General features: G+C 62.1%; 24 protein-coding genes. 6 read left to right on the top strand and 18 right to left on the bottom strand.

Translation table 11 applies throughout. The features are described from left to right. Positions 1-17 precede the first annotated feature (17 nt). Together CR105_RS05770 and CR105_RS05765 are read right to left on the bottom strand one after the other, a co-directional pair. A complete protein-coding gene (locus CR105_RS05770; RefSeq protein ID WP_099787507.1) occupies positions 18-674 on the bottom strand; it encodes a TorD/DmsD family molecular chaperone in 657 nt (218 codons plus the stop codon). A gap of 158 nt (positions 675-832) precedes the next feature. Further along, a complete protein-coding gene (locus CR105_RS05765) occupies positions 833-2,386 on the bottom strand; it encodes a SulP family inorganic anion transporter (protein ID WP_099787506.1) in 1,554 nt (517 codons plus the stop codon). Between the two features lie 243 nt (positions 2,387-2,629). Here CR105_RS05765 and CR105_RS05760 point away from each other — a divergent pair, with 243 nt between their 5' ends. After that, positions 2,630-3,157: a DUF3592 domain-containing protein gene (locus CR105_RS05760; protein ID WP_229413728.1), complete on the top strand. Its 528-nt coding sequence runs from the start codon at positions 2,630-2,632 to the stop codon at positions 3,155-3,157. A gap of 101 nt (positions 3,158-3,258) precedes the next feature. Here CR105_RS05760 and CR105_RS05755 read toward each other — a convergent pair whose 3' ends face one another. Beyond that, positions 3,259-4,296 (bottom strand): RNA methyltransferase, encoded by a 1,038-nt coding sequence (locus CR105_RS05755; protein ID WP_099787504.1) that lies wholly within the window; start codon positions 4,294-4,296, stop codon positions 3,259-3,261. Further along, positions 4,297-5,385: an iron-sulfur cluster carrier protein ApbC gene (gene apbC / locus CR105_RS05750; protein ID WP_099787503.1), complete on the bottom strand. Its 1,089-nt coding sequence runs from the start codon at positions 5,383-5,385 to the stop codon at positions 4,297-4,299. 150 nt (positions 5,386-5,535) lie between these two features. On the opposite strand from apbC, the gene metG reads away from it, so the two are divergent. Further along, positions 5,536-7,668: a methionine--tRNA ligase gene (gene metG, locus CR105_RS05745; RefSeq protein ID WP_099787502.1), complete on the top strand. Its 2,133-nt coding sequence runs from the start codon at positions 5,536-5,538 to the stop codon at positions 7,666-7,668. Positions 7,669-7,743: 75 nt separating this feature from the next. Here metG and CR105_RS05740 read toward each other — a convergent pair whose 3' ends face one another. Further along, positions 7,744-9,897 carry a spermine/spermidine synthase domain-containing protein gene (locus CR105_RS05740; protein WP_099787501.1) on the bottom strand — a complete coding sequence of 718 codons (2,154 nt, stop codon included), beginning with the start codon at positions 9,895-9,897 and terminating at the stop codon, positions 7,744-7,746. Between the two features lie 173 nt (positions 9,898-10,070). On the opposite strand from CR105_RS05740, the gene CR105_RS05735 reads away from it, so the two are divergent. The 4 genes from CR105_RS05735 to panC all read left to right on the top strand — a co-directional run bounded on the left by CR105_RS05735 (position 10,071) and on the right by panC (position 13,414). Next, the gene (locus tag CR105_RS05735; protein WP_229413665.1) at positions 10,071-11,369 is read left to right on the top strand and encodes an enoyl ACP reductase FabMG family protein; all 1,299 of its coding nucleotides are present in this window, start codon (positions 10,071-10,073) and stop codon (positions 11,367-11,369) included. Between the two features lie 92 nt (positions 11,370-11,461). Next, the gene (locus tag CR105_RS05730) at positions 11,462-11,671 is read left to right on the top strand and encodes a DUF3460 family protein (protein WP_099787499.1); all 210 of its coding nucleotides are present in this window, start codon (positions 11,462-11,464) and stop codon (positions 11,669-11,671) included. An 18-nt stretch (positions 11,672-11,689) separates the two neighbouring features. After that, on the top strand, positions 11,690-12,541 hold the full coding sequence (locus CR105_RS05725) for a segregation and condensation protein A (protein ID WP_229413663.1): 852 nt from the start codon (positions 11,690-11,692) through the stop codon (positions 12,539-12,541). 33 nt (positions 12,542-12,574) lie between these two features. After that, positions 12,575-13,414: a pantoate--beta-alanine ligase gene (gene panC / locus CR105_RS05720; RefSeq protein WP_099787498.1), complete on the top strand. Its 840-nt coding sequence runs from the start codon at positions 12,575-12,577 to the stop codon at positions 13,412-13,414. 12 nt (positions 13,415-13,426) lie between these two features. On the opposite strand, the gene CR105_RS05715 is transcribed toward panC, so the two are convergent. The 13 genes from CR105_RS05715 to CR105_RS05655 form a co-directional block, all read right to left on the bottom strand. Further along, the gene (locus CR105_RS05715) at positions 13,427-14,209 is read right to left on the bottom strand and encodes a nucleotidyl transferase AbiEii/AbiGii toxin family protein (RefSeq protein ID WP_099787497.1); all 783 of its coding nucleotides are present in this window, start codon (positions 14,207-14,209) and stop codon (positions 13,427-13,429) included. Between the two features lie 158 nt (positions 14,210-14,367). Beyond that, the gene (locus tag CR105_RS05710; RefSeq protein WP_229413660.1) at positions 14,368-15,255 is read right to left on the bottom strand and encodes a hypothetical protein; all 888 of its coding nucleotides are present in this window, start codon (positions 15,253-15,255) and stop codon (positions 14,368-14,370) included. Continuing rightward, positions 15,236-16,060 (bottom strand): hypothetical protein, encoded by an 825-nt coding sequence (locus CR105_RS05705; protein WP_099787495.1) that lies wholly within the window; start codon positions 16,058-16,060, stop codon positions 15,236-15,238. Before CR105_RS05705 ends, CR105_RS05710 begins: the two co-directional genes overlap by 20 nt. A gap of 141 nt (positions 16,061-16,201) precedes the next feature. Then, positions 16,202-17,410, bottom strand: a complete 1,209-nt coding sequence (locus CR105_RS05700) for an EAL and HDOD domain-containing protein (RefSeq protein ID WP_099787494.1) — start codon at positions 17,408-17,410, stop codon at positions 16,202-16,204. Positions 17,411-17,446: 36 nt separating this feature from the next. After that, on the bottom strand, positions 17,447-18,106 hold the full coding sequence (gene cheZ, locus CR105_RS05695; protein ID WP_099787493.1) for a protein phosphatase CheZ: 660 nt from the start codon (positions 18,104-18,106) through the stop codon (positions 17,447-17,449). A 1-nt stretch (position 18,107) separates the two neighbouring features. Further along, a complete protein-coding gene (gene cheY, locus CR105_RS05690) occupies positions 18,108-18,506 on the bottom strand; it encodes a chemotaxis response regulator CheY (RefSeq protein WP_099787492.1) in 399 nt (132 codons plus the stop codon). 126 nt (positions 18,507-18,632) lie between these two features. Next, a complete protein-coding gene (locus CR105_RS05685) occupies positions 18,633-19,697 on the bottom strand; it encodes a protein-glutamate methylesterase/protein-glutamine glutaminase (protein ID WP_099787491.1) in 1,065 nt (354 codons plus the stop codon). 16 nt (positions 19,698-19,713) lie between these two features. Next, on the bottom strand, positions 19,714-20,316 hold the full coding sequence (cheD, locus tag CR105_RS05680) for a chemoreceptor glutamine deamidase CheD (RefSeq protein ID WP_099787490.1): 603 nt from the start codon (positions 20,314-20,316) through the stop codon (positions 19,714-19,716). Between the two features lie 20 nt (positions 20,317-20,336). Further along, positions 20,337-21,194, bottom strand: a complete 858-nt coding sequence (locus tag CR105_RS05675) for a CheR family methyltransferase (protein WP_099787489.1) — start codon at positions 21,192-21,194, stop codon at positions 20,337-20,339. Between the two features lie 93 nt (positions 21,195-21,287). Further along, on the bottom strand, positions 21,288-21,788 hold the full coding sequence (locus CR105_RS05670) for a chemotaxis protein CheW (protein ID WP_099787488.1): 501 nt from the start codon (positions 21,786-21,788) through the stop codon (positions 21,288-21,290). Positions 21,789-21,849: 61 nt separating this feature from the next. Continuing rightward, complete coding sequence (cheA, locus tag CR105_RS05665; RefSeq protein WP_099787487.1) at positions 21,850-24,036, bottom strand: chemotaxis protein CheA; 2,187 nt, start codon at positions 24,034-24,036, stop codon at positions 21,850-21,852. Positions 24,037-24,099: 63 nt separating this feature from the next. After that, positions 24,100-24,465: a response regulator gene (locus CR105_RS05660; protein WP_099787486.1), complete on the bottom strand. Its 366-nt coding sequence runs from the start codon at positions 24,463-24,465 to the stop codon at positions 24,100-24,102. Between the two features lie 60 nt (positions 24,466-24,525). Beyond that, the gene (locus CR105_RS05655; RefSeq protein ID WP_099787485.1) at positions 24,526-25,074 is read right to left on the bottom strand and encodes a chemotaxis protein; all 549 of its coding nucleotides are present in this window, start codon (positions 25,072-25,074) and stop codon (positions 24,526-24,528) included. Positions 25,075-25,078: the final 4 nt, after the last annotated feature.

The following is a 25,078-nucleotide window of genomic DNA, read 5'->3' as shown; positions in this document are numbered from 1 at the left end:
TCTCAGGGTTGGGTTGATCAGTCGTCGGCGTAGTCTTCGGCTACCTGGAAGGCTTCGCGTTCGATGTCGAAGAGCGCGCCGGCCAGGTTGGCCACGCGCTGGTAGAACTGGGCGCCTTCGGCGTGGCGCAGGTGCTCGAGGCAGGCCGCCGTCCATGGCGCGATGTGCGTGTCGAAAAATTGCTGCTGGCGCTTGACATCATGGCCGCCGACGATCAGGCGGCGCATGGTTTCGCACAGCGCGCCGAGGTGGTCTTCGGTTTCGCCGGCGCCGGTGCGCCGGCCAAGCCCAAGACTGGCCAAGTCGGTGCGCAGCGCAGCTAGGGGTTTTTCGTGCAGGAAGCCGGCCAGGTAGAGCGAGCCGTAGGGACTGACGCGGGGAATGCTGGTGCTGACGAACAGCTCGTTGAATTCGTCGCGCACCAGTTCGAAGGGAAGCAGGCGCGCCACCAGCGACAGCTCGTGCCATGCGCGCTCGAGCGGCTGCTCGGCGTCGGAGGCTAGAATCGCATCGGCGCCGGCCAGGCTGTCTAACAGGGCGTCATCGGGCGGAGCGAGCAACAGGCGCGCCAGCAGCCCGTACAGGTCCGCCCGCGCCTGCTCCTCCTGCGGCAGTGGCAAGCCAGCAGAACGCGCACAGGATGGTTCGATGCTGCCTTTCGAGCCCAGCTGCATGTGAGTTTCCTCATGGTGTCGTGCTAAATAGTCTACTCCGACTTTCAGAAGTGTCGAGCGAAATCCGATTGGCAGATTCAATCGTGCGCGGGTGATTGTGCGCGGGGGGAAACGATCGGCTGAGTTTGCGGCGGTGCGTCAATCGTCGCCAGGCGCGCTCAACCGAGTTTGTTATCGGCGATATGGTAGTGGGGATCTTCGAACGCATTGACCTCCACGATCGCCTTGGCGTTGTCGAGCAATTCGAGGCAATCCGGGCTCAGATGCCGCAGGTGCAGCACTTTGCCGGCATGCTGGTAGCGGGTTGCCAGCGCGTCGATGGCCTCGATGGCGGAATGGTCGACGACCCTGGCCTTGCCGAATTCGATGACGACATGCTGCGGGTCGTCCTTTGGCGTGAACAGGTCGGCGAAGTTGGCCGCCGAGGCGAAAAACAGGCTGCCGTCCAATTCGTACACTTTCCAGCCGGCGTCGTCGATGCGCGTGCGCACCGTGATCTGCCTGGCATGCTGCCAGGCGAACACCAGCGCGGCGAAGACGACTCCGCTGAGAACGGCAACCGCCAGGTCGGTCAGCACCGTAATGACAGTGACGCCGACGACGATGATAGCGTCCTGGCGCGGAATCCTGCGCAAGGCCTGCAGGCTGCTCCACTCGAACGTCTTGGCGGCCACCACGAACATCAGGCCGATCAGCGCGGCCAGCGGAATCATTTCGATCCAGCGCGACAGGAACAGGATGAAGCCGAGCAGGAAGACGGCGGCGACGACGCCCGACAGGCGGTGGCGCGCGCCGTTGCCGATGTTGATCATGCTCTGGCCGATCATGGCGCAGCCGCCCATGGTGGCGAACATGCCAGCCACCACGTTGGCCGCGCCCTGGGCCAGCGATTCCTTGTTCGGCTGGCCGCGGGTGCCGGTGATTTCGTCGACCAGGTTGAGCGTCAGCAGCGATTCGATCAGGCCAATAGCCGCCAGGATCAGCGAATACGGCGCGATGATGTAGAACGTTTCGAGCGTGAACGGCACCTGGGGAACATGGAACGCCGGCAGGCCGCCGGCGATCGAGCCCATGTCGCCGACAGTCTTGGTGTCGATGCCGGTTGCGGCGACGATGCCGGCGACGGCAAGAATGGCCACCAGCGCCGACGGCACCGCGGTGGTCAGCTTGGGAAGCAGGTAGATGATCGCCACGGTGAGCGCGATCAGGCCGCCCATGACGAGCCACTGGTCCACACTCATCCAGGCGCCGCCGGTCTTGAAATGGCCGAACTGCGCCAGGAAAATCACGATGGCCAACCCGTTGACGAAACCGAGCATGACGGGGAACGGCACCATGCGGATGAACTTGCCAAGCTTGAAGGCGCCGAACAGCAACTGAAACAAGCCCATCAGCACGACACTGGCGAACAGGTATTCCACGCCGTGCTGGACCACCAGGCTGACCATGACCACGGCGAGGGCGCCGGTGGCGCCGGAAATCATGCCGGGCCGGCCGCCGAACAGGGCGGTGATCAGGCAGATGAAGAAGGCGGCGTACAAGCCGGTCAGTGGGCTCACGTGGGCGATCAACGCGAATGCTATTGCCTCGGGGACCAAGGCCAGGGCGACGGTAATGCCACTTAAGATGTCGGTCTTGAGGGCGAGTGGATTGCTAATTTTAGACAAGGAAATCTCCGGGAGCGCAGACGAACTGCCATCAGTCGGTGGCATAGGACATTGCGGGTCATGGTAAGGCGAGCGCAGGGCTCAGAGTGCAGGGCAGCGAATTGCTGGGAGGCGACTACATCGGCGAGTCTCGAAAACAGCGGGAAGAGCCAGTATTGTCCAATATATGAACCGATTTGTCAGCCGTGCGATAGGCAGCCTGGGCGCATGGAGGCAGACGCGACGGCGCGATCTGTTATTGTCCCCGGGAAAACGACTACTCCGAGAGGACCGATCCCCGTGGGAAAGATGAGTAATTACGTGCCTCCACCCGACCCGCAAGGCAACAAGATACTTGGCTGGCTTTTTATTCTAAGTGCCATCCTGATCGCGGTTTTCACGTCGACGAGGGTGTATGACAAGGTGGCATCGAGGTCGTGGCCCACAACGTATGGCAAAATATTTTCCAGCGCCATGTACCACACCAGCGGCCGATCCAGTCTTTGGTGCGTTAAGCTGCGTTACCGATATGTTATTGATGGAAAAACGTTCTTTTCCACTCGAGTTTCTACTACCAGAATGGCCGGTCCGCCCGCCTGTGACCGCGATAAAGAAGTTATCACTGCCCGCATGGAGCGCTATCGGCCGGGAGCACTGCTGAAGATTCGCTACCACCCAACCAATCCAGAAACGGCCACTGTGTACATCGACGAATTGGACATGATGGATTACTTATTTTCCCTGATATCGGTATTTCTTTTGTTCGGCGGTATAAAGGCCATTCGAGACGCGGCCAAGATGCGCTCACCGGTCGATATACTTTTAAATAGAGGCTGAACAGTTTGTTCGTTTCAGGTCGCATCGCTGCTTGTTGATCAAGCTTGCAGCTGCCAACGAAACCGGGGTCTGACCCTCAACTGAAAATCAGGGTCAGACCCCTATTGATCGGCCGCTATTGTTCGGATCGGGATCGTGCGCGGATTGGCGGCGCGGGCGCGCAGCTGGCCGCAGCCGCCGTCGACATCCTGTCCGGCCGAGTCGCGCAGCTTGGTCAGCACGCCTCGCTGGTGCAGCACCGCGGCAATCGCCCTCGCCTTTTCCCAGCTCGGGCGCTTGAACGCCAGGTCAGGGATGGTGTTGTAGGGGATCATGTTCAGCACGGCGTGCTTACCTTTGAGCAGTTCGACGATGCCGTCCATTTCGTCGGCGCCGTCGTTGACGCCTTCCAGCAATGTCCACTGGAATTGCACCGGGTAGCCGGTCAGGCGGGCGTAGCGTTCGCCATGCTCGACCAGTTCACGCGGAGTCAGCTTTGGCGCACGCGGCAGCAGCCGTTCGCGCAGCGCAGGCTTGGTGGTGTGCAGCGACAAGGCCAACGCCGGCTTGACGACGCCGGCGGCCAGGCGCTCGAACGCGCGCACGTCGCCAACGGTCGAGAACACCAGATTCTTGTGGCCGATGTTACCTTCGGTGCCGAGCAGCGCGATGGCGTCGATGACGTTGTCGAGGTTGTGGGCCGGCTCGCCCATGCCCATGAAGACGACTTTCTTGACCGGCCGCTGGGCGCGCGCCAACACCACCTGGGCGACGATCTCGCCGCTCGTCACTTGCCGGATCAGGCCGTCGCGCCCGGTCATGCAGAACTGGCAGCCGACGGCGCAGCCGACCTGGCTCGACACGCACACGCCGTCGCGCGGCAACAGCACCGTTTCCACGGCCTGGCCGTCAATCAGGCCCACCAGCAAGCGCGCCGAACCGTCGTCAGCCGGATGCGTGCTGATCAGGCGCGCCATGCCGTGCAGTTCAGCGTCGAGCGCCGGCAACGCTTCGCGCACCGGTTTCGGCAAGAAATCGCTGGGGCGGCGCCGGCCCTGGTCGTGCGGCTGGCATTGCACCCAGTCGCGCAACACGCGCTGCTCATGCAGCGGCATGGCGCCCAGCGCACGCAGGCGCTGGCGGATGACGTCCAGCTGCACTTAGTCGTTCTTGATGACGATGCTTGGAAACTTGCTCGTCATATCCTTCGCCTTCTCGGCAATCTTGATGGCGACCTTGCGGGCGATGTCCTTGTAGACACGCGCGACCGGTCCGTCCGGCTCGGCCACCACGGTCGGGCGCCCGGAGTCGGTCTGTTCGCGGATCGCCATCGTCAGCGGCAAGGCGCCGAGGAATTCGACGCCGAAGTCGGCGCACATCTTCTCGCCGCCGCCGTGGCCGAAAATGGCTTCGGTGTGGCCGCAGTTCGAACAGGTGTGGGTGCTCATGTTCTCGACCACGCCGAGAATCGGAATGCCGACTTTCTCGAACATTTTCAAGCCCTTGCGCGCGTCGAGCAGCGCGATGTCCTGCGGCGTGGTGACGATGACGGCGCCGGTGACGGGCACTTTCTGCGACAAGGTCAGCTGGATGTCGCCGGTGCCAGGCGGCATGTCGACGATCAGGTAGTCGAGGTCGCGCCAGTTGGTCTGGTCGAGCAACTGCTGCAGCGCCTGCGTGACCATCGGGCCGCGCCACACCATCGGCTCGTCCGGATCGATCATGAAGCCGATCGACGACACTTGCAGGCCGTGGTTTTCGAGCGGCTCCATGGTCTTGCCGTCGGTCGTTTCCGGGCGACCGCTAATGCCCAGCATCATCGGCAGCGACGGGCCGTAGATGTCGGCGTCGAGGATGCCGACCGCGGCGCCTTCGGCCGCCAGCGCCAGCGCCAGGTTGACCGCGGTGGTCGACTTGCCGACGCCGCCCTTGCCGGAGGCGACGGCGATGATGTTTTTCACGTTCGGCATCAGCTTGAGACCGCGCTGCACCGTGTGCGAGATGATCTTCGAGGTGACGTTGACGTCGACCGTGCCGGCGCCCGGCAGCGCCGACAGCGCGCGCGTGATGTCGGCGCGGATCGCGGCCAGCTGGCTGCGGGCCGGGTAGCCGAGCTCGATGTCGAGGCTGATGCCGGCGTCGCCGACCTTGATGTTCTTGACCGATTTGGACGAAACGTAGTCTTTTTGGGTATTCGGATCGATGACCGCCGCCAATGCGGCCTTGACGTCTTCTGCGGTGATGCTCATTGGAAGCCTTTCGGTTGGGATGGCGAAGTTTAGCGCAAAATGACAACGCCGACCTTGCCGGAATGGCAAAGTGGGCCCCTGCTCCGCGCCGATTGGCGGCAAGCGCTGGTAAAATGCTTATTTTCATCTAACGATAAGCGCATTTCGACCATGACCCGCAAGCTGTTCGTCACTACCGCCCTGCCCTACGCTAACGCAGCCTTTCACATCGGCCACATGATGGAGTACATCCAGGCTGATATCTGGGTGCGTTTCCAGCGAATGCAACAGGACGCGGCGGGCAAACGCGAGGTCCATTTCGTCTGCGCCGACGATACCCACGGCACGCCGATCATGATCGCCGCCGAGAAGGAAGGCATCACGCCGCAGGAGTTCGTGGCGAAGATCGCCGCCGGACGCCAGCAGTACCTGGACGGCTTCCACATCGGCTTTGACAACTGGTATTCGACCGATTCGCCGGAGAACGTCGAGCTGTCGCAGGGCATCTACCGCAAGCTGCGCGACGCCGGCCTGATCGTCACCAAGACGGTCGACCGCTTCTTCGACCCGGTCAAGGGCATGTTCCTGGCCGACCGCAACATCAAGGGCGAGTGCCCGAATTGCGGCGCCAAGGACCAGTACGGCGACAACTGCGAAGTGTGCGGCTCGGCCTACCAGCCGACCGACCTGGTCAATCCGTTCTCGGTATTTACCGGTTCGACGCCGATCCTGAAGCCATCCGAGCAATATTTCTTCGCGCTGTCGGACCCGCGCTGCTATACCTTCCTGAAGGAATGGCTGAATACGCCAGGCCGCCTGCAGCCGGAGATGGTCAACAAGGTGTCCGAGTGGCTCGGCGACGCCGGCGAAAAGCTGGCCGACTGGGACATTTCGCGCGATGCGCCCTACTTCGGCATCCCGATCCCTGATGCGCCGGGCAAGTTTTTCTACGTGTGGCTGGACGCGCCGGTCGGCTACCTGGCCAGCCTGAAGAACTACTTCGGCAAGCAAGGCATGGATTACGACGCCTTCCTGCAAGATCCGGATGCCGAGCAGGTGCACTTCATCGGCAAGGACATCGTCTCGTTCCACCTGCTGTTCTGGCCGGCGATGCTCAATTTCGCCCAGCACCCGATCATCGACAAGCTGAAGGTCAACGTGCACGGCCACCTGACGGTGAATAACGAAAAGATGTCGAAGTCGCGCGGCACCGGCATTTCGCCGCTGCGCTACCTCGATTTGAAGATGAATCCCGAATGGCTGCGCTATTACATCGCCTTCAAGCTGAACTCGAAGGTCGAAGACCTCGACTTCAATGGCGAGGACTTCGTGGCGCGCGTCAACAGCGACCTGATCGGCAAGTACATCAACATCGCCAGCCGCTGCGCCGGTTTCATCGCCAAGAAGTTCGACGGCAAGCTGGCCGAGACGCTGACGCCAAAGGCGCAGCAATGGATCGGCCGCGCGCTGACGGTCAACGGCGCCGAGCGCCAGGCCAACATCGGCGCCAATTTCGAGAGCCGCGAGTACGGCAAGGCGCTGCGCGAGATCATGGAGATCGCCGACATCACCAATCAGTATGTCGACGAGAACAAGCCGTGGATCCTGGCCAAGGATCCGGAGAAGAATGCCGAACTGCACGACGTCTGCACGACGGCGCTGATCCTGTTCCGCCAGCTGACCATCTTGCTGTCGCCGGTGTTGCCGCAGATTGCCGCCCGCGTGGCCGAGTTCCTGGGCGACGCCGAGTATTCGTGGCGCGATACCAGTGGCGCGACGGTGTACGAGTCAATGCTCGGCCGCACCATTTTCACCTACAGCCACCTGATGCAGCGCGTCGATGCCAAGATGGTCGAAGCGTTGTTCGATCGGCCGGCTGCGGCCGCTGTTTCTGCTCCCGTCGCTGCCGTTGCCGCGCCTGTGGCCGAGGCTGCCGCCTCGGAAGGCATCGAGGAGCTGGCGCCAGAAATCACGATCGACGACTTCACCAAGATCGACCTGCGCATTGCCAGGATTGTCAATTGCGAACAGGTCGAGGGGTCCTCCAAGCTGCTGCGGCTGACGCTCGACGTCGGCGAAGGCCGGCTGCGCAACGTGTTCTCGGGCATCAAGTCGGCGTATCGGCCGGAGCAGCTGATCGGCAAGCTGACCGTGCTGGTGGCCAACCTGGCGCCGCGCAAGATGAAGTTCGGCGTCTCCGAGGGCATGGTGCTGTGCGCATCGGCCGCTGACGAGAAGGCCGATCCGGGTCTCTACGTGCTGGAGCCATGGCCAGGCGCGAAGCCGGGCATGCGCATCGGCTAACTCAAGTCATAAATGGCAGGGGTACCCGCCTGCGCGGGTCCCCCTACCGAGTAGCCGTCGACCGCCCCCGTGCGCTTAGCGCACCTTGAACTCGACGGCCATGTTGTCGTCGGTGATCTTCCACAACTCCCGCCGTCTTGATATCGAATCGTGCACCTCCAGCAGCGGTACTGACGCCAGCCGCTCGAGCTCGGCGCGATGCCGCGCATCCTGGACTAGCCCAAACTGCATCAAGTTAGTTCGCCGCTCCTCGTAGCTGAGGTCAAACGGCGCATCGCCGGCCGCAACGAAATTGGAGAACAAGGTGACGTGTTTGAACACGTGGGCCGCGGTGTGGACGACGTCGCGCGAACCAGTCGCATTGTAATAGATCACCCCGCCCGGCTTCAGGCGCTGCCTGGCCAACTCCAAAAATTCCACCGATAGCAAATTGGTTGCGTTGCTGCGCCAGTAATACGTCGTGTTCATGACGATCAAGTCGAACTTTTCGGCAGGATGGTCGCGCAGCCAGCGGCGGCCGTCGTCAATGTGCAGCCTGACCTTCGGATCCTTGAGCACGCCGGCAATCTCGGGGTAGCGCTGCATCGCGTCCACATATCCCCTGTTGATCTCGACGATGGTCAAGGACTCGACTGCCCGGTGATCGGCGATGACCTTGGCCCAGGATCCGGTGCTAAGGCCAATTTCGAGCACCCGCGCCGGTTTGCGGTGCAGGCTGGCGATCATGTAGGTGCGATCGATGCGGTTCGAATTGCGCAGCAGATCGAGGTTGTAGCGGCCGTCGTAGATGCCGTTGCCATACATGATGTCGCCGCGCGGATCGGTCTCGACGGTAATGATGCCGCTGCGATTTTGGTGGGTGTAGGCAAATCGGGGGTGGTCCGGCTTGCCAAACTGCAGCCGTTCGAGGTGGCCGGCGTACAGGCCGCCATGCAGTGCCCAGGCGCCAGCCGCCATTAGCGCCATCAGCGCGACCGCGCGCAACTTGTAGGCGCGCTCCTTCGGCAACGCCGCCAGCAGGGCCAGCAGCAACAGCGCGGTGAGCGCGCTGAGGATGGCGATGTTGGCTTCAAGGGAAAACAGGTCGAGCAGGATGAAACCGGTCACCAGCGGCCCCAGCGTGGCGCCGGCGATGTTGGCGAAATACAGCCACGACATCGCCCGCGCTGCATCCTTGCCGTGTTCGGCAATGCCGAGGTGCATCAGCATCGGCAGGATGCCGCCGGTGAAGAACGCCAGCGCGGCAATGGCGATGTAGGCCACCACCGTGCTTACATCCTTGTCGAGGTGGGCCGAGGTCGCCGCCACGACAGGCAGCGCCAGGTAGAACACGGCGATGGCGAGAAACAGCGCGCGCACCAGGTAGTCCACCGGCTTGCCGTCGGGCGCGCACGCCCTGCGCGAATGCAAGGCGCCGCCGGCGATGCCGACCAGGAAGGCGGCCAGCATCAGGCCGAACACGTCGGGCCGGTTGGCGGTCATGAAGCCGAGCATGCGGAACCACAGGATTTCCTGGCTCAGCGAGATGTAACCGATCGCCAGCAAGGTGGCGGCCACCAGCGGATACGGCAGCAGCGGCGCGGTCCGGACAGCGAGCGGCGCCACTTCGACTGCCGCCAGATCCTCACGCACCAGCCGGCGGCTGGCGTGCACAATCAGCGCGGCGGTGGCAAAGTTGCAGGCGGCGGCGACCAGCACCGTTGCCTGCTGGCCCAGATAGACGAACAGCAGCTCGACCGTGCACCAGGCGGCGATCGCCGAACCGATCGTGTTGACGGCATACAGCAGGCCGACCGATTGGCCGATGTTGCGCAGGTAGCCCTGCAGCCAGGCCACCAGGATCGGCAAGGTGGCGCCCATCATCAGGGTCGGAATCGCCAGTATCAGGTAGACCCACAGCACAAGTTCGCGCGTCGTTGTGTCGCCGGCCGCAGCGCTGACCAGCCAGATCAGCTCAAGGCTGACCAGGCCGAACGCCCCGATGCCCACTTCGAGCAAGAGGAACAAGCGCAGCAGATGGCGCGGGAAACGCTGCTGCAGGTAGCCGCCGGCCAGCGCGCCGATGCCGAGCCCGAACATGAAGAGCGACACGATCACAGTGACCGACTCACTGTCGATGCCGAAGGTGGCAAACAGGGTGCGCTGCCAGACGACCTGGTAGATCAGTGCCGAAAAACCGGACACCAGGAAGAGAAATGCAATGTAGCGTAAGCTGGGCGACCGTAACATGTTGTCTTTTTATACAATATTTTGCGGGTCAATTCTAAGTGAACTGGGCCTGCGTGAACTGGTTTGTTGACCTTGCACCGGTTTATAATGCGCAGTCTTGATGAGAAATCCGCGCCATGACGCGCCCACATTTTTAAAAAGCGACACCACTTTCTATGACCGCACCCACTTCCTTGAGGCACATCCCCCAGGCCAACCTGTTTCGCAAAGGCGACGTGTTCGTGCTGTTCGGCGAACTGTTCGGCCGCGGCTACGTCAATGGCCTGATCGATGAGGCGCGCAATGCCGGCATGACGATCGTCGGCATCACGGTCGGCCGACGCGACGAGAACAACGCCCTGCGCGCGCTCGACGCCGACGAACTGGCCGAAGCCGAAACGAAGCTGGGCGGACGCATCATCAATGTGCCGATGATGGCCGGTTTCGACCTCGACGCGCCTGAGGGCGAACAGAATCCGACCGAAATGCTGGCCGGCCTGACGCTCAAGAGCTGGCAGGACGACAAGCTCGACTGGGACAAGGTCGAGCGTTGCCGCCAGACCGGCGTGCAGCGCTTCACCGCGTCGGCCGCCATCGTCATGGCCGAGATCGACAAGCTGGTGCCCGATGGCGCCAACGTGTTCTTCGCCCACACGATGGCCGGCGGCATCCCGAAAGTGAAAGCGTTCCTGGCCATTGCCAACCGCATCTACAAGGGCCGCGGCGAGCGCTTCATGTCCTCGCGCGCACTGCTCGAGAGCGACCTGGGCAAGCTGATCCTGATGAACTTCGACGAAGTGACCGCCAACACGCTGCAGCACCTGATTCACGCCAGCAGCGCCATCCGCGAGCGCGTGGCCAGGACCGGCGGCCAGGTGCGCTACAGCGCCTACGGCTACCACGGCACCGAAATCTTGATCGGCGGCGAATACCGCTGGCAGACCTACACCAATTACACCCAGGGCTACGCCAAGATGCGCCTGGAAAGCGTGGCCGAGGCGGCGTGGGCGCAAGGCATCAGCGCTACCGTGTTCAACTGCCCGGAAATCCGTACCAATTCATCCGACATTTTCGTCGGCGTCGAGCTGTCGCTGTTTCCGCTGCTGCAGGCACTGAAGAGGGAAGGCGGCGGCGCCTGGGTCGACGAGCAGTGGGCGATCTGCCAGGCTCTGCTGGAAGACGGCGTCTCGCTCGACTCGCTGCTGGCCAAGATCGAGGCCTACAACCAGGATCCGACCAGCACCACGTTCCGCAACTTTGGCGCCTGGCCGATGGACAATACGCCCGAGCTGGCTGAAGTGATGATCGGCACGTCCGACGAGATCACCAAGCTGCACAAGGACCGCAAGGCGCTGATCACCGACCACCTCAGCGCGCTGGTGCTCGAAGGCGCCGGCCCGCTGATGTTCCATGGCGCCGCCGAGAAGATTGGTCCCGTGCTGTGGCTCAACCACGACATTATCGCGCGCGAACTGAACGCCCTGCACAGCTGATCGAGACCACGCCGCGGGGCGATGCGCCGGGGGTTTTCCCCGGCCCCTCCCCGCTCGGGTAAAATACCCTGTCCGCAACACCATCGACCAACATGAAACTGACCAAACAACACCAGCTGTACGAATCCGACCACACCTTGTTCATCAAGGCGCTGAAGGCGGCCAATCCGGCGATCGAGGAAGGCCAGCGCGAAGGCCGTGCGCTGCTGTGGGACAAGGCGCCGATCACCTTGACCGAGCAGGACCGTACGTCCGAATCGCGCGTCAAGCAACAAGCGTACGTGTACCAGAACAAACTGTAAGCATTCCAGGTCGAGACCATGTTGCCAGATGAGGCGGTGGGCACTGTGGTTGCGCCCGCCGATGCAGCCGCGGCGAGCGCCGTGCCCGACATTGCGGCGACAGTGCGCCTGTACGGCGAGCCGCTGCTGCGCATGCCGACCGACCTGTACATCCCGCCGGACGCGCTGGAAATCTTTCTCGACGCCTTCGAAGGTCCGCTCGACCTGCTGCTGTACCTGATCCGCAAGCAAAACTTCAACATCCTCGACATCCCGATGGCGCAGGTCACGTTGCAGTACCTGAAGTACGTTGACCAGATCCGCCTGCACAACCTGGAGCTGGCCGCCGAGTACCTGCTGATGGCGGCGATGCTCATCGAGATCAAGTCGCGCATGCTGCTGCCGCAGCGAAAGTGCGACAACGACGACGAGGCTGGCGACCCGCGCGCCGAGCTGGTGCGCCGCCTGCTCGAATACGAGCAGATCAAGCTGGCAGCGTACGACCTGAACGCAATGCCGCAACTGGACCGCGACTTTACCCGGCCGCAGCTGTTCGTCGAGCAAAGCAACGTGCCGAACTGGCCGGAAGTGGACGCCAGCGACCTGCAGCGCGCCTGGCTCGACGTACTCAAGCGCGCCACCCTGACCCAGCACCACCGGATCAGCCGCCAGGAACTTTCGGTGCGCGAACACATGTCGGCGATTCTGCGGCAACTGCAGTCGGCGCGCTTCGTCGAATTCGCCGACTTGTTTCACGGCCAGAACGGCGTGCCGATCGTTGTGGTGCACTTCGTCGCCATGCTGGAGCTGGCCAAAGAAACCCTGATCGAGATTACCCAGGCCGAGCCATTTGCGCCGATCTACGTGCGGCTGGCCTATTCGCCGGCGTGATGCCGGCCCCCTCTTCCCTAGACTGACCGACCCATGAAAATTATCTCTTCCATCGAAGAACTGCGCGACCACCTCAGCGGGCAATTGCGCACTGCGTTCGTGCCGACCATGGGCAATTTGCACGAAGGCCACCTGTCGCTGATGCGCCTGGCCCGCAAGCATGGCGACCCGGTGGTCGCCTCCATCTTCGTCAACCGCCTGCAGTTCGGGCCGAACGAAGACTTCGAGAAATATCCGCGCACGTTCCAGAGCGACGTCGAAAAGCTCGAAAAGGAAGGCGTGTACATCCTGTTCGCGCCGACCGAAAAGGATCTGTACCCGGAGCCGCAGGAGTTTCGCGTGCGCCCGCCCGACGACCTGGGCAATACGCTGGAAGGCGAGTTTCGTCCGGGCTTTTTCAGCGGCGTGACGACGGTGGTGCTGAAGCTGTTTTCATGCGTGCGCCCGCGGGTGGCGGTGTTCGGCAAGAAGGATTACCAGCAGCTGATGATCATCCGGAACATGAGCCGCCAGTTTGCGCTGCCGACCGAAATCATCGCCGCCGAGACGTGGCGCGCCGACGATGGCCTGGCGCTGTCGTCGCGCAATATGTATTTGAGCGAATCGGAGCGCCAGGAAGCGCCGGCCTTGTTCAAGGCGCTCAATGCAGTGGCGGCGGAAATGCGCAACGGCCACCTCGACATTTTCCAGCTCGAGCACCAGGCGATGGACAGCCTGGCCAAGCGCGGCTGGAATCCGGATTACATTTCGGTGCGCAGGCAGTCGGATCTGCAGGTGCCGTCGGCGGGCGACCTGGCGCAAGGGGCGCCGCTGGTGGTGCTGGCCGCGGCCAAGCTGGGGACGACGCGGCTGATCGATAACCTCGAGATCTAAGTGGCAGTGCCGCTACGCTTCAAGCTCGACCAGTAGTACGGCCTCGACGAAGTGGCCGGCTTTGACGACGTCAGCCAGGTGCGCCGTGAATTCATGGCGGCCGACTTTGGTCTGTTCTTGCAGCATGTAGTGCTGAAAACAGCGGATTACTTCAGAAACGCTGATCTCGCGCTTACTTTCATTGAACGCCCAGAAAAGGTCGAACAGGTCGCGACCTTTACTTCGCTGAAATAGCGCGCGCATCTTCGTACCAAGCATTTCATGGATATCGAACGACGCAATGTCCGCACGCTGCTCGTCCTCTTGAAAGGAGACCGAAAACGGCAGGTACACCACGGGAAGAAAAGGTACACGTTCAGTCACATTGACTTCCACCTCCACGCGCAGCGTGCGCGGCGGCTGCATAACAGATGGAATATCGTAAATGAACCGCAGCACCCTCGACGGACGCGCAACATTGCGAACAGACAGTTTCAGGTTTTCCCAGAAATGCTGCTGCGCCTTGCCAAACACTACCAGCAGGGCGTCTTCGATGCCCGTCTTGATCTCCTCTTCGGAAACTTGCCGGTCGATCACGACAAGATCGATATCCTCTGAGTAGCGCGATGCCGGCTCCAGGTGTATTTTGTGAAGCACGGTTCCGCCGCGCATCGCGACCTGCTTCGCAATCGGCGAATGCGAAAAAATCGCGACCATCGCCAGGCACAGCAGCAAATCCTGCTCAACCTGTATGACGGACGGCCACGGCACCACTGCCTGGTGTGCGAGGACATCCTGTTGGGTTACTGGATTCATGATAGCTGCGTGAGGTCGATATTTTCAATGATGCCCCATTTGGCGGACTCCCGGAGCTTTCCCTCGACAATATTGCCCGGGCCAGCCTCCAGGTAGATCTGGCGCTTCCTGCCTTCGCTCATTTTGTTGGCGACCGTGCGCGAGGCCGCGCCTTTCGCTCACGGCAGGGGGAAGCGCGCCGGTGGCGCCGCCAGTCGCAGCCCAAGCGCAGTGGCCTCAATCGTCAAGATTTCATACGAGCACGTGCGCGGGCCCGCTTGCGTTACGTTGCTCATCGCTGGACTTGCCGTAAAAAATTCCACCCCGAGGCTGGTCGATGGCGCCGACACCACCTGCATGACGCCGCCGGCACCGCTGGCACTGTCGATCTCGCCCCAAAAAGCGGCATGGTGGTGGCCATGCAGTACGAGGGAATCGATTTCGCCACGGAGGGCGGCGACGACCTTATTGGCGTCATGCATAACCATTCCGACCCGCTGCACGGCGGACTTCACAGCATCGCGGATCCGCGGCCACCCGCTCCCGTCGCTATTCATGATCAAACGATGTTCCGGGAGTGCCAGCTTGTGATGCATGATATGGATGAATCGAGTGGAGGCATGCTGTTGCGATTTCCGGATTGCCATGAAGTTGTTCAACTGCCGATCCCCAACTTCTCCGAACGAGTTGTTGAAGGCGAGCGATGAGGAGCGCACTGTATTCCAAACGACAAACTGCGCCCCTTCCATGTCGGGCGCCGAAACAATCAAAGGAAACAGCGATTCGGTCTCCCTGAACTTCGCATTATTGCTGCCATCCGCGCTCGCGATGGCGCCCCATGCCGTCGCCAGGTCGACCATGCCGCCTTTGCACCACACCGTCGACCGTGCGCCCATCAGGCAGCACGCAGCGTTCATATATTCGGCCATACGGTTCCAGCGCCCGCTCCAGTCAGGTTTGTCGCCTACGAAGGCAAGGCTCCAGGCGCCGTAACCGACGATATTGAGGTCGTGATTGCCGGGGGCGATCACGATGTGATCATGGAATTCATGCATCGCATCGCACACTGCTTGCCACGCAGTGGGCTCGCCGGTATCCGTGATGTCGCCGGAAACGACGAACAGTGCATCGAGATGCGTATTCTTGATTTTTATTCATGCGCTTCGCCAGCGTAGTCAGGAATAAAACATCCCACACCCCTTCCTCCGTCAGCCTGCCCGACTCGCCCGGCACGTGTAGATCGGAAAAGTGCACCAACGTACCGAGGTATCGATTCTTTGGCACAGCCGGAGACTCCTTGAAATCGATAGTCTTGAGCCTGAAGTGGCCTGGCACCCCGAGCCCCACCTCCTCGGTGAAGAAATCGACCGCGCATGCAACAATGGAAACCACGATCGCGAACGCCAGCGCGGTCACCGTCACGATCGCCAGGTACGCCTGGCTCTTCATGTAATTCTGCGAATACTGTATCAGCCACCATATTGCATACAGGGCAGGCACGGCGCAAACGGCCGTGAACCCGAACATCGCCGCGACCGATCGTTTCACCTGGGCTACGGGATTGCGGCGCTCGATCAGGCCGGCGGCAACGCCGGTAAAAAAGCGCGACCATTTTTTCCCGATCATGAGCAGCACCCTCGGTGCGCTGGTGAAGAAATCGGCCATCGCCGTGCGCAAGCGCTTCGAAAAAAAACACAGCGCGGCCACCAGCACCACGACGAACAACGCGAGGCCCGGATGAACGTGAAAGGATGCGGCCAGTCCGTAGCCGGTTTCGGCGATCACAACCAGCGGAAAGCCTACCTTCCAGAGAAAATTTCTGATGAGGTTGGCGCTAGTGTGGGGGAACAGGTTTTTGTAGGCGTCGATCATTTCTTTTCTCGCTTCTGGCGGCCGGCGGCGCCCTAAGACAATTGCACAGAAAGCACATGTTCGCAAGATCGGAAATTCCTGCTACGGACAACAAAAAAACCGGGCAAGCCCGGTTTTTTTTGCGTTGACGATTTTATCCGATCAGGTCGTGACGTTCTGCGCCCATGCCAGTGCCGACAGGTGCGCCTTGTTGACTTCGAGCGGGCTGATGCCGAGCGACTTGGCCAGCCCCGCCACCAGGTTCGAGTTCAGCTCGCACGCTTCGGCCAGCGCCAGGTACGGCCCGTACATGCCGCCGCGCGTGAGCAGCGCGCGCACCACTTCGTCGGGCAACTGGATGGTGTCGAGCACGTCGCGCATCGGCAAGCCGAGCAGGCGGTCGAGCAGCGAGAACATGCCGGCAACGAACAGGTTCTCGCCCTCGCCGCGGTCAAGCGCCTTGGCGCCGAGCAGCTCGGCGAGGCGGCCGCGCACCACCGCCGTTTCCATCAGCACGGGCGAATAGCCGCTGGTGCTGGCGGTGGCCAGCAGCAAGGTCAGCCAGCGGTACAGCGGCGCGTAACCGAGCAAGGTGATGGCCTGGCGCAGCGACTGGATTTCGCGGCCGCTGCCGAAGCCGGCCGAGTTGATGAAGCGCAGCAGCTTGTACGACAGCGCCGGATCGCGCTTGAGTACGCTTTCGATCTTCGGAATGTCTTCGTTGGCCGTGACCATCTGCATCAGTTGCAAGATGATGGTCTGGGCCGGGTTCATGCCCTTGACCGGGGTGCCAGGGCGCGGCGTCAGGTGCAGCTTGCCGACGAAGGCGTCCAGGCCGAGCGCGGCGCAGGCATCGAAATCGGCCCAGGTCGTCACTGGCCGGCCGACCATCCGCACGGTCGACTGCTTGACCGCGGCGTAAGTGCGTGCCTGGGCGGCGACGTCGGCGCCGGAAAAGCGCACTTCGATGTAGGAGGCACTGATGCCGAGGTTCTTGCCGAGGTGCGCGAGGTCGCCGTCGCGCACCGAGATGCCGACGCCGCCGGCGCGCAAGCCCTGCACCGCGGCCAGCGTGTCCGGGTCGGCCATGTCGGCCGCCTTCAGGGTCAGCACCGTGCGTTCCGGCGGCATCGAATACAGTGCGTCGGTCGACAGCATGTCGGGCACCGCGTCGAGAAACAGAATCTTGTCGCGCAGCAGCCAGCCGGTCTCTTCGTCGTTGACATTTTCGGCGACGAAGCCGATCAGCGACTCGAGATCGGCGTCGGTGACGGGCTGGTCTTCATCGTGTTTCCAGGACAGCTCGTAGCCGATCACGCGCTGCTTTGGATCGAGCAACGGTTCACGAACGATGAAATTTGTTTGGTGCATGTGAAATCGCTTCGGTGTTGCTAGAACAAAGGGAACTCAGAAACCGAGGCTGTCGAGCAGGTCGTCGACCTGGCCCTGGTTCGACACGACGTCGCTGTTGCCGGTCGGGTTGATCTGCGGCCCGTTGAGCAAGCCGTTGTCGAATTCCCGCTTGACCTCCGGCGGCGCGAAATCGACCAGCATCTGCACCAGCTGCTGCTCGAGGTTCTGGGCGATCGCCGTCACCTTGGTGATCACCTGGCCGGTCAGGTCCTGGAAATCCTGGGCCATCATGATGTCCATCAGGTAGGCCTTGGTGTCGACGGTGGCGCCGCGCGTGGCGTCGAGCCGCAGGATGGTCGACTCGGCCAGTGCGCGCCATTGGGCGTCGGTGGTGCCGGGCGCTTCGAGCAAGCCGTTCCACGCCGCCGACAATTGCTGGGCGTCGCTGTCGATCTTGTCCTGCAGCGGGCTGGCGGCGTCGGTGGCATTGAGCACCTTCTGCGCTGCCTGCTCGGACAGGCGGGCGACGTAGTCGAGGCGGTCGCGCGCATCGGGAATGTCGCTGGCCGCTTTTTCGATCAGTTTGTCGAGGCCGAGGCCGCGCAGGCTGTCGTGCAGCGCCCGCGTCATGTGGCCGATCCGGCTCAGGAACTCGTCGGCATGGTCCACCGGACTTCCGGTGGCGGTGGCGCCACCGACGATAATCTCACCCATTTCAGGCTCCGGCTTTTTCGAGCTTCTCGAAAATCTTGTTCAATTTTTCGTCCAGCGTGGCAGCGGTAAACGGCTTGACCACGTAGCCGTTGGCGCCGGCCTGGGCCGCGGCGATGATGTTTTCCTTCTTCGCTTCGGCCGTCACCATCAGCACCGGCAGCTTGGCCAGCGCGGGGTCGGCGCGGATGTTTTGCAACATGGTCAGGCCGTCCATGTTCGGCATGTTCCAGTCCGACACCACGAAATCGAACGTCTCGCTGCGCAGCTTGGCCAGCGCCATGACGCCATCTTCGGCTTCGTCGACGTTCGCGTATCCCAGTTCCTTCAACAAATTCCGGACAATGCGGCGCATCGTCGAGAAGTCGTCAACAACTAAAAAGCGCATTTTTGGGTCAGCCATGAATTACTCCGTTGATTCTTTTGATTCGGTTATCGACACACTTCTTCACACGGAGAAGCAGCCTGAAGGATAGCAGTTTTGTTGCCGCACGGCGATAAAACTCACAAGTAAAGACGTTATAAAGGGTCACACGCGCAACGATCGTCCACCTTGTGTTGCAAGATGGGTAAGAACCATGCCGGGCAGCTCGGTCAGCGGCCCCACTTCGTGGGTGGCGCCGATGGCGATCGCTTCGCGCGGCATGCCGAACACGACACAAGAGGCCTCGTCCTGGGCGAAATTGTGGGCGCCGGCATTTTTCATTTCCAGCATGCCGAGGGCGCCGTCCTTGCCCATGCCGGTGAGGATTACGCCGACCGCGTTCTTGCCGGCCGCCACGGCCGCCGAGCGGAACAGCACGTCGACCGACGGCCGGTGGCGGTTGACCGGATCGGCCTGGTCGATGCGGGTGACGTAGTTCGCACCCGAGCGCGCCAGCATCAGGTGCGAGTGGCCCGGCGCGATGTAGGCGTGGCCAGGCAGCACCCGCTCGTCGCCGGCCGCTTCGCGCACGCTGATCTTGCACAGCGAATCGAGGCGGCGCGCGAACGAGGTGGTGAAGCCTTCCGGCATGTGCTGGGCGATCAGGATGCCGGGGCAGTCGGACGGCATGCGCATCAGAAATTCGCGGATCGCCTCGGTGCCGCCGGTGGAGGCGCCGATGATGATCAGTTTTTCGGACGACAGCAGCGGGTTGCGCATCGGCGGCAGCGCGCCTTCGGCCCTGGCCGGCGCCAAGGTGCGCGCCTTGACGCGCGCCTTGGCGGCGGCGCGGATCTTGTCGGCAATCAGCTCGGTGTATTCGCGCATGCCGGCCTGGATCGAAATTTTCGGCTTGGTGACGAAGTCGACCGCGCCCAGTTCCAGCGCGCGCATGGTGATTTCCGAGCCGCGCTCGGTCAGCGACGACACCATCAGCACCGGCATCGGTCGCAGGCGCATCAGCTTTTCGAGGAAGTCGAGGCCGTCCATTTTCGGCATCTCGACGTCGAGGGTGAGCACGTCGGGATTGGTCTGCTTGATCAGCTCGCGCGCGACGAGCGGATCGGGCGCCACGCCGACCACTTCCATGTCGGGCTGACTGGAAATGATTTCGCGCATGACGCTGCGGATCAGCGCCGAGTCGTCCACGATCAATACCTTGATCTTCATAGTCATCGCTTTCTCGTCAGAACAGGTCGATCTCGCCGCCAACAGGCGCGACCTTCAGGCGGCTGGCGTAGTCGCGCTCGCGTTGCGCCAGCGTGTCGTTGTGGGTTTGCATCAGTTTCTTGACCAGCACCTTGCCGGTGCGCGGGAAGAAATACACCTTGCGCGGATAGATGTCGTTGAGGTCTTCGGCCAGCACGCGGATCTTTTCCATCTTCAGGTAGCTGATGACGAATGCGGCATTGCGTTCGCCGACGTTGATGGCGGTAAAACCCTTCAGCACGGCACCGCCGCCGAACACCTTCGCTTCGAGGTTGTCGCGGCGCGCGCCCGACTTGAGCAGTTCATTGATCAATACCTCCATCGCATAGGTGCCGTAGCGCATCGACGCCGACACGGGACTGTTGGCGTCGCTGCCGCCGTCGGGCAACATGAAGTGGTTCATGCCGCCCAGGCCACTAACGCGGTCGCGGATGCACGCCGACACGCACGAGCCGAGCACAGTCACGATCAGCATGTCCTTGTTGGTGTGGTAATACTCGCCAGGCAGGATCTTGGCCGCTTCGCAATCGAACGTCCGATCGAAATAGACGTTGGTGGCAAATTGTTCTTTTGAGTCCATGATTGCTTCTTTCGCAGCGGCTAGTGGTTGCCGGAGCGACCTTGTTCGAGTTCATACACCGTCTTGCCGCGCAGTTTCAGCGAATCAGAGACGTACAGAAAGTTTTCGGAGTGGCCGGCAAACAGCAGTGCGTGCGGCTTCATCAGCGGTACAAAGCGCGCCAGGATCTTGCGCTGGGTGGCCTTGTCAAAATAGATCATGACGTTGCGGCAGAAGATGACGTCGAACTGGCCCGTCAGCGGCCAGCTGTCGCCGAGCAGGTTGAGCGGCTTGAAGGTGACCAGCTGGCGCAGTTCCGGGCGCACGCGCACCATGCCTTCCTGGTCGCCCTTGCCGCGCAGGAAAAACCGCTTCGAGCGCTCGGCCGACATCTTGTCGAGCCGTTCGATGCCGTAGACGCCGTGGGCGCCGGCGGCCAGCACGTTGGTGTCGATGTCGGTGGCGATGATCTGCACCGGCGGGCTCAAGGTATTGAACGCCTCGCACGCGGTCATCGCGATCGAATACGGCTCTTCGCCGGTCGAACTGGCCGAACACCAGATCGTGATCGGCCCGGGCGGCAGGCGCTTGAGGTGTTCGGCCAACAGCGGGAAGTGATGCGACTCGCGAAAGAACGACGTCAGGTTGGTGGTCAAGGCGTTGGTAAACGACTCCCACTCGTCGCCGCTGAGTTTGCCCGCCTCGAGGTCGTCGAGGTAGGTGGAAAACGAGACGATGCCGGTCGCCCGCAGGCGCCGCGCGATGCGGCTATAGACCATTTCCTGCTTGCTGTCGGCCAGTGAAATACCTGCCCGTTTGTAGATCAGCGCACGGACTCTTTCAAAATCACTCTTGGTGAAATTGAATTCCTTGCCGGATTCCACTTTAATTTGCGACACGATGCTTCACCTTCTGCTCTAAGGACCTGCTTGAATATGGCTCGGAGCACATGCGGCCGCGCCAGGCGCGTGGCCGCTTACAGCCTGCAACTTTTACGCGGCGATCTTTTCGATCAGGCCCATTTCGCCCGACGACATCAGCTTGTCGATGTCGACCAGGATCAGCATGCGCTCGTCGATGGTGCCAAGGCCAATGAGGTAGTCGGAATTGAAGGCGGTGCCCATTTCCGGCGCCGGCTTGACCTGGTCGGGTGTGAGCGTGGTGACGTCGGAGACGCTGTCGACGACCATGCCCATGATGCGCCCGCCGATGTTGAGGATGATGACGACGGTGAACTGGTCGTACACCGGCGTGCCGAGGTTGAACTTGATGCGCATGTCGACTACGGGAATGATGATGCCGCGCAGATTGATCACGCCCTTGATGAACTCGGGCGCGTTGGCGATGCGGGTGACCGCTTCGTAGCCGCGGATCTCCTGCACCTTCAGGATATCGATGCCGTACTCCTCGGAGCCGAGCGTGAAGGCGAGAAATTCGCTGCCTGCGCCGTCGTGCGCGTCGCCGGCCTTGGTGGTGGTGGATGTCATCGACATGGTGGTTTCCTATCCTGGTTTAGTGCAAAAAAAGTTGAAGTAAATGGAATGGCTGGAACGATTATGAAAACACGGTGTCGTCGGCCAGCTGGCGCGACGAGCGCATCAGTGCTGCGACATCGAGAATGAGCGACACGCCGCCGTCGCCGAGGATGGTGGCGCCCGAAATGCCGGTCACCTTGCGGTAGTTCGACTCGAGGTTCTTGACCACCACCTGCTGCTGGCCGACAAGATCGTCGACGAACAGCCCGGCCTTGCGGCCGTCGGCCTCGAGGATCACGACGATGCCTTCGCACGGGTTGGTAAAGCGCGGTTCGATCTCGAACATCTGGTACAGCGGAATCAACGGCAAGTATTCGCCGCGCACCTTGATGACCCGGCCGCGGTTGGCGATTTCCTTGATGTCTTCCGGCGCCGGCTGCAGCGACTCGACGACGAAGCCGAGCGGCAGGATATAGACTTCCTCGCCGACGCGGATCGACATGCCGTCGAGAATGGCCAACGTCAGCGGCAGCGAGATCGAAATGGTGGTGCCGAAGCCTTTCGCCGAGCGGATGTCGATCGAGCCGCCCATCGCCGCGATGTTGCGCTTGACCACATCCATGCCGACGCCGCGGCCGGACACGTCGGTGACGATTTCGGCGGTCGAAAAGCCGGGCGCGAAAATGAGTTGCCACACGTCGGCGTCGGGCATGTTGTCGCTGACGGGCAAACCGTTCTGGGCCGCCTTTTCAAGGATCCGCTCGCGGTTCAGGCCGCCGCCGTCGTCGGACACTTCGATGACGATGTTGCCGCCCTGGTGGCCGGCCGACAGGAACAATCGCCCGGTTTCGGTCTTGCCGGCGGCAACCCGCGCGGCCGGCATCTCGATGCCATGGTCGATGCTGTTGCGCACCAGGTGCGTCAGCGGATCGACGATGCGCTCGATCAGGCCCTTGTCCAGTTCGGTAGCGGCGCCGTTGGTGATGAAGTCGACCTTCTTGCCGAGCTTGGCGGCGAGATCGCGCACCATGCGCGGAAAGCGCGAGAACACGAAGTCCATCGGCATCATGCGGATCGACATCACCGCTTCCTGCAAGTCGCGCGTGTTGCGCGTCAGCTGGCTGACGCTGTTGAGCAGGCGCTCGTGCAGCATCGGGTCGAGCCCGTCGCTGCGCTGCTCGATCATCGCCTGGGTGATGACCAGTTCGCCGATCAGGTTGATCAGCTGGTCGACCTTTTCGATCGACACGCGGATCGACGACGATTCGGCGCCGGGGCCGCCGCTCTTGTCGTCCTTGCGGGCGGCCGCTTTTTTCTCGGCCGCCACTTCGGAAATTTCCAGCGCCTCGATCCGGGTGCTTGACGGCAGCGCCTTGGCCGGCGCCACCGCGGCGGCGGCGCTGGCGGCGGCCGCGCGGATCTGTTCGATGGGCTGGAAAAAGCCGTAGCCGCGTTCCTCGTCTGACTGCTCCGGCTGCTGCACGTCGGCGCCGGCGTCGTCGGCCTCGATCGGATCGAAAAAGCCGTAGCCGAGCGACTTTTCGACGCGGGCGCGTTCGGCGTCCTCGATCGCGCGCTGGGCCGGCGTCAGGGCCGGCGCCTCGAAAATCTTCAAGTCGTCCGGATCGAGCACGAACGAGCAGATGGCGATGATGTCGTCCAGGCTTTCGTGGGTGGTCAGGGTCAGCGCGTGGCGGCCGCCGTCGAGCGGCGCGACGGTGATGCGGCCAAGCAGGCCCAGTTCGGCGGCCAGCGCGTTGACGTCGCGCTGCTCGCAATGCGGCAGCTCGACCTTGTAGCGGCGCCCGCCGACGCCCAGGTTCGGCTTGACTTCAGTTTGCACAAAGGCCGGCGCCACCGGGCGCGCCGGCGCCGGCGCATCCTGCGACAGTTCCTGCAGCATCATGCGCACGTCGGCGACGGCGTCCTGGTCGACATGGGCGCCGTTACGGTGGCCGTCGAGCTGCATCTTGAGGATGTCCTTGGCGGCCAAAAAGGCGTCGACGTGTTCGGCCGTGAGCGCCATTTCACCCTTGCGGATGCGGTCGAGCAGCGACTCGAGGATGTGGGTGACATCCGACATGTCGTTCAGCCCGAACGTCGAGGCGCCGCCCTTGATCGAGTGGGCGGTGCGGAAAATGGCGTTCAGGTCCTCGGCGTCCGGCGCGGCGATGTCGACCGCCAGCAGCAGCCGTTCTTTTTCCGCCAGCAGTTCCTCCGCCTCATCGAAAAAGACCTGGAAAAACTGGCTTATGTCGATGGTCATGAGGGCACTCCGTCAATTTCGCGATGCATCATACTGGTACTTTCTTCCACTTGCTACGACGCATCAGCCGATGACTTTTTTCACGACTTCGATCAGCCGCTGCGGGTCGAACGGCTTGACCAGCCAGCCATTGGCGCCGGCGGCGCGGCCCTTCGACTTCATCTCGTCGGACGACTCGGTCGTCAGCATCAGGATCGGCACCTTCTGGTAGGCCGGCAGGCCGCGCAGCAGCTTGATCAGCGCCAGGCCGTCCATGCGCGGCATGTTCTGGTCCGTCAGCACCAGGTCGACGGTCTGCAGCTTGGCTTTCTCGAGGCCGTCCTGTCCGTCGACCGCCTCGACCACCAGGTAGCCAGCCGCCTTCAGGCTGAACGCCACCATCTGGCGCAATGAGCTTGAATCGTCGACTGCGAGAATTGTTTTAGCCATTTCCTGCTCCTGCTTTTGTTTTCGTGGTTAGTCTGATTAAATCCATGGTGAAAGCGACGCTTAGAACAGTTCGATGTCGCCGCTTTCAAGGTGCTGCTGGTTCACTGCTTTTCTTAATACACTGCGCAATTCGAGCGACTGGATCGCCAGCGCCATGCTGACCTTGCCCAGCAGCTCGACGATTTCCTCGCTGTCCGCTTCGGCGGCAACACCTGCACCGTGCGTGCCGAGCGTGCCGAGAAAGGCGCGCAGGCCGGTGACGCGCTTGAGCGTGCGGTCGATCAACTGGCTCGTCATGTCCTGGAACTGCATGCTGGTGATGGCCGAATTGACGTGCTGGCCGATTTCGCCGGACATGCCTTTCATGCGGTCGATTTCGTCGGCGCTCGGGGTGCCGCCGGCGAGCAGCAGGTTGATGCCGTCCTGGCGCGCGCCGACCACGTGGTGGATCGCCATGAAGCTGCTGGTGAGCTTGTCGACCGCCTCTTCGAGCAGCAATTCGGTCTGGCGCAGGTCGGTTTCAACTTCCGACAGGTGTTTCTTGCCGTGGTCGGACACGCCCGACAGCAGCCGCTTCACGTGCGAACCCAGTATTTTTTTTCTCGTCATACGA

The sequence above is a fragment of the Massilia eurypsychrophila genome (assembly GCF_002760655.1).
Lineage (GTDB): Bacteria > Pseudomonadota > Gammaproteobacteria > Burkholderiales > Burkholderiaceae_D > JAFCUW01.
The sequence above is the reverse complement of the archived record's forward strand: the minus strand, read 5'-3'. Positions and strand labels throughout refer to the sequence as shown.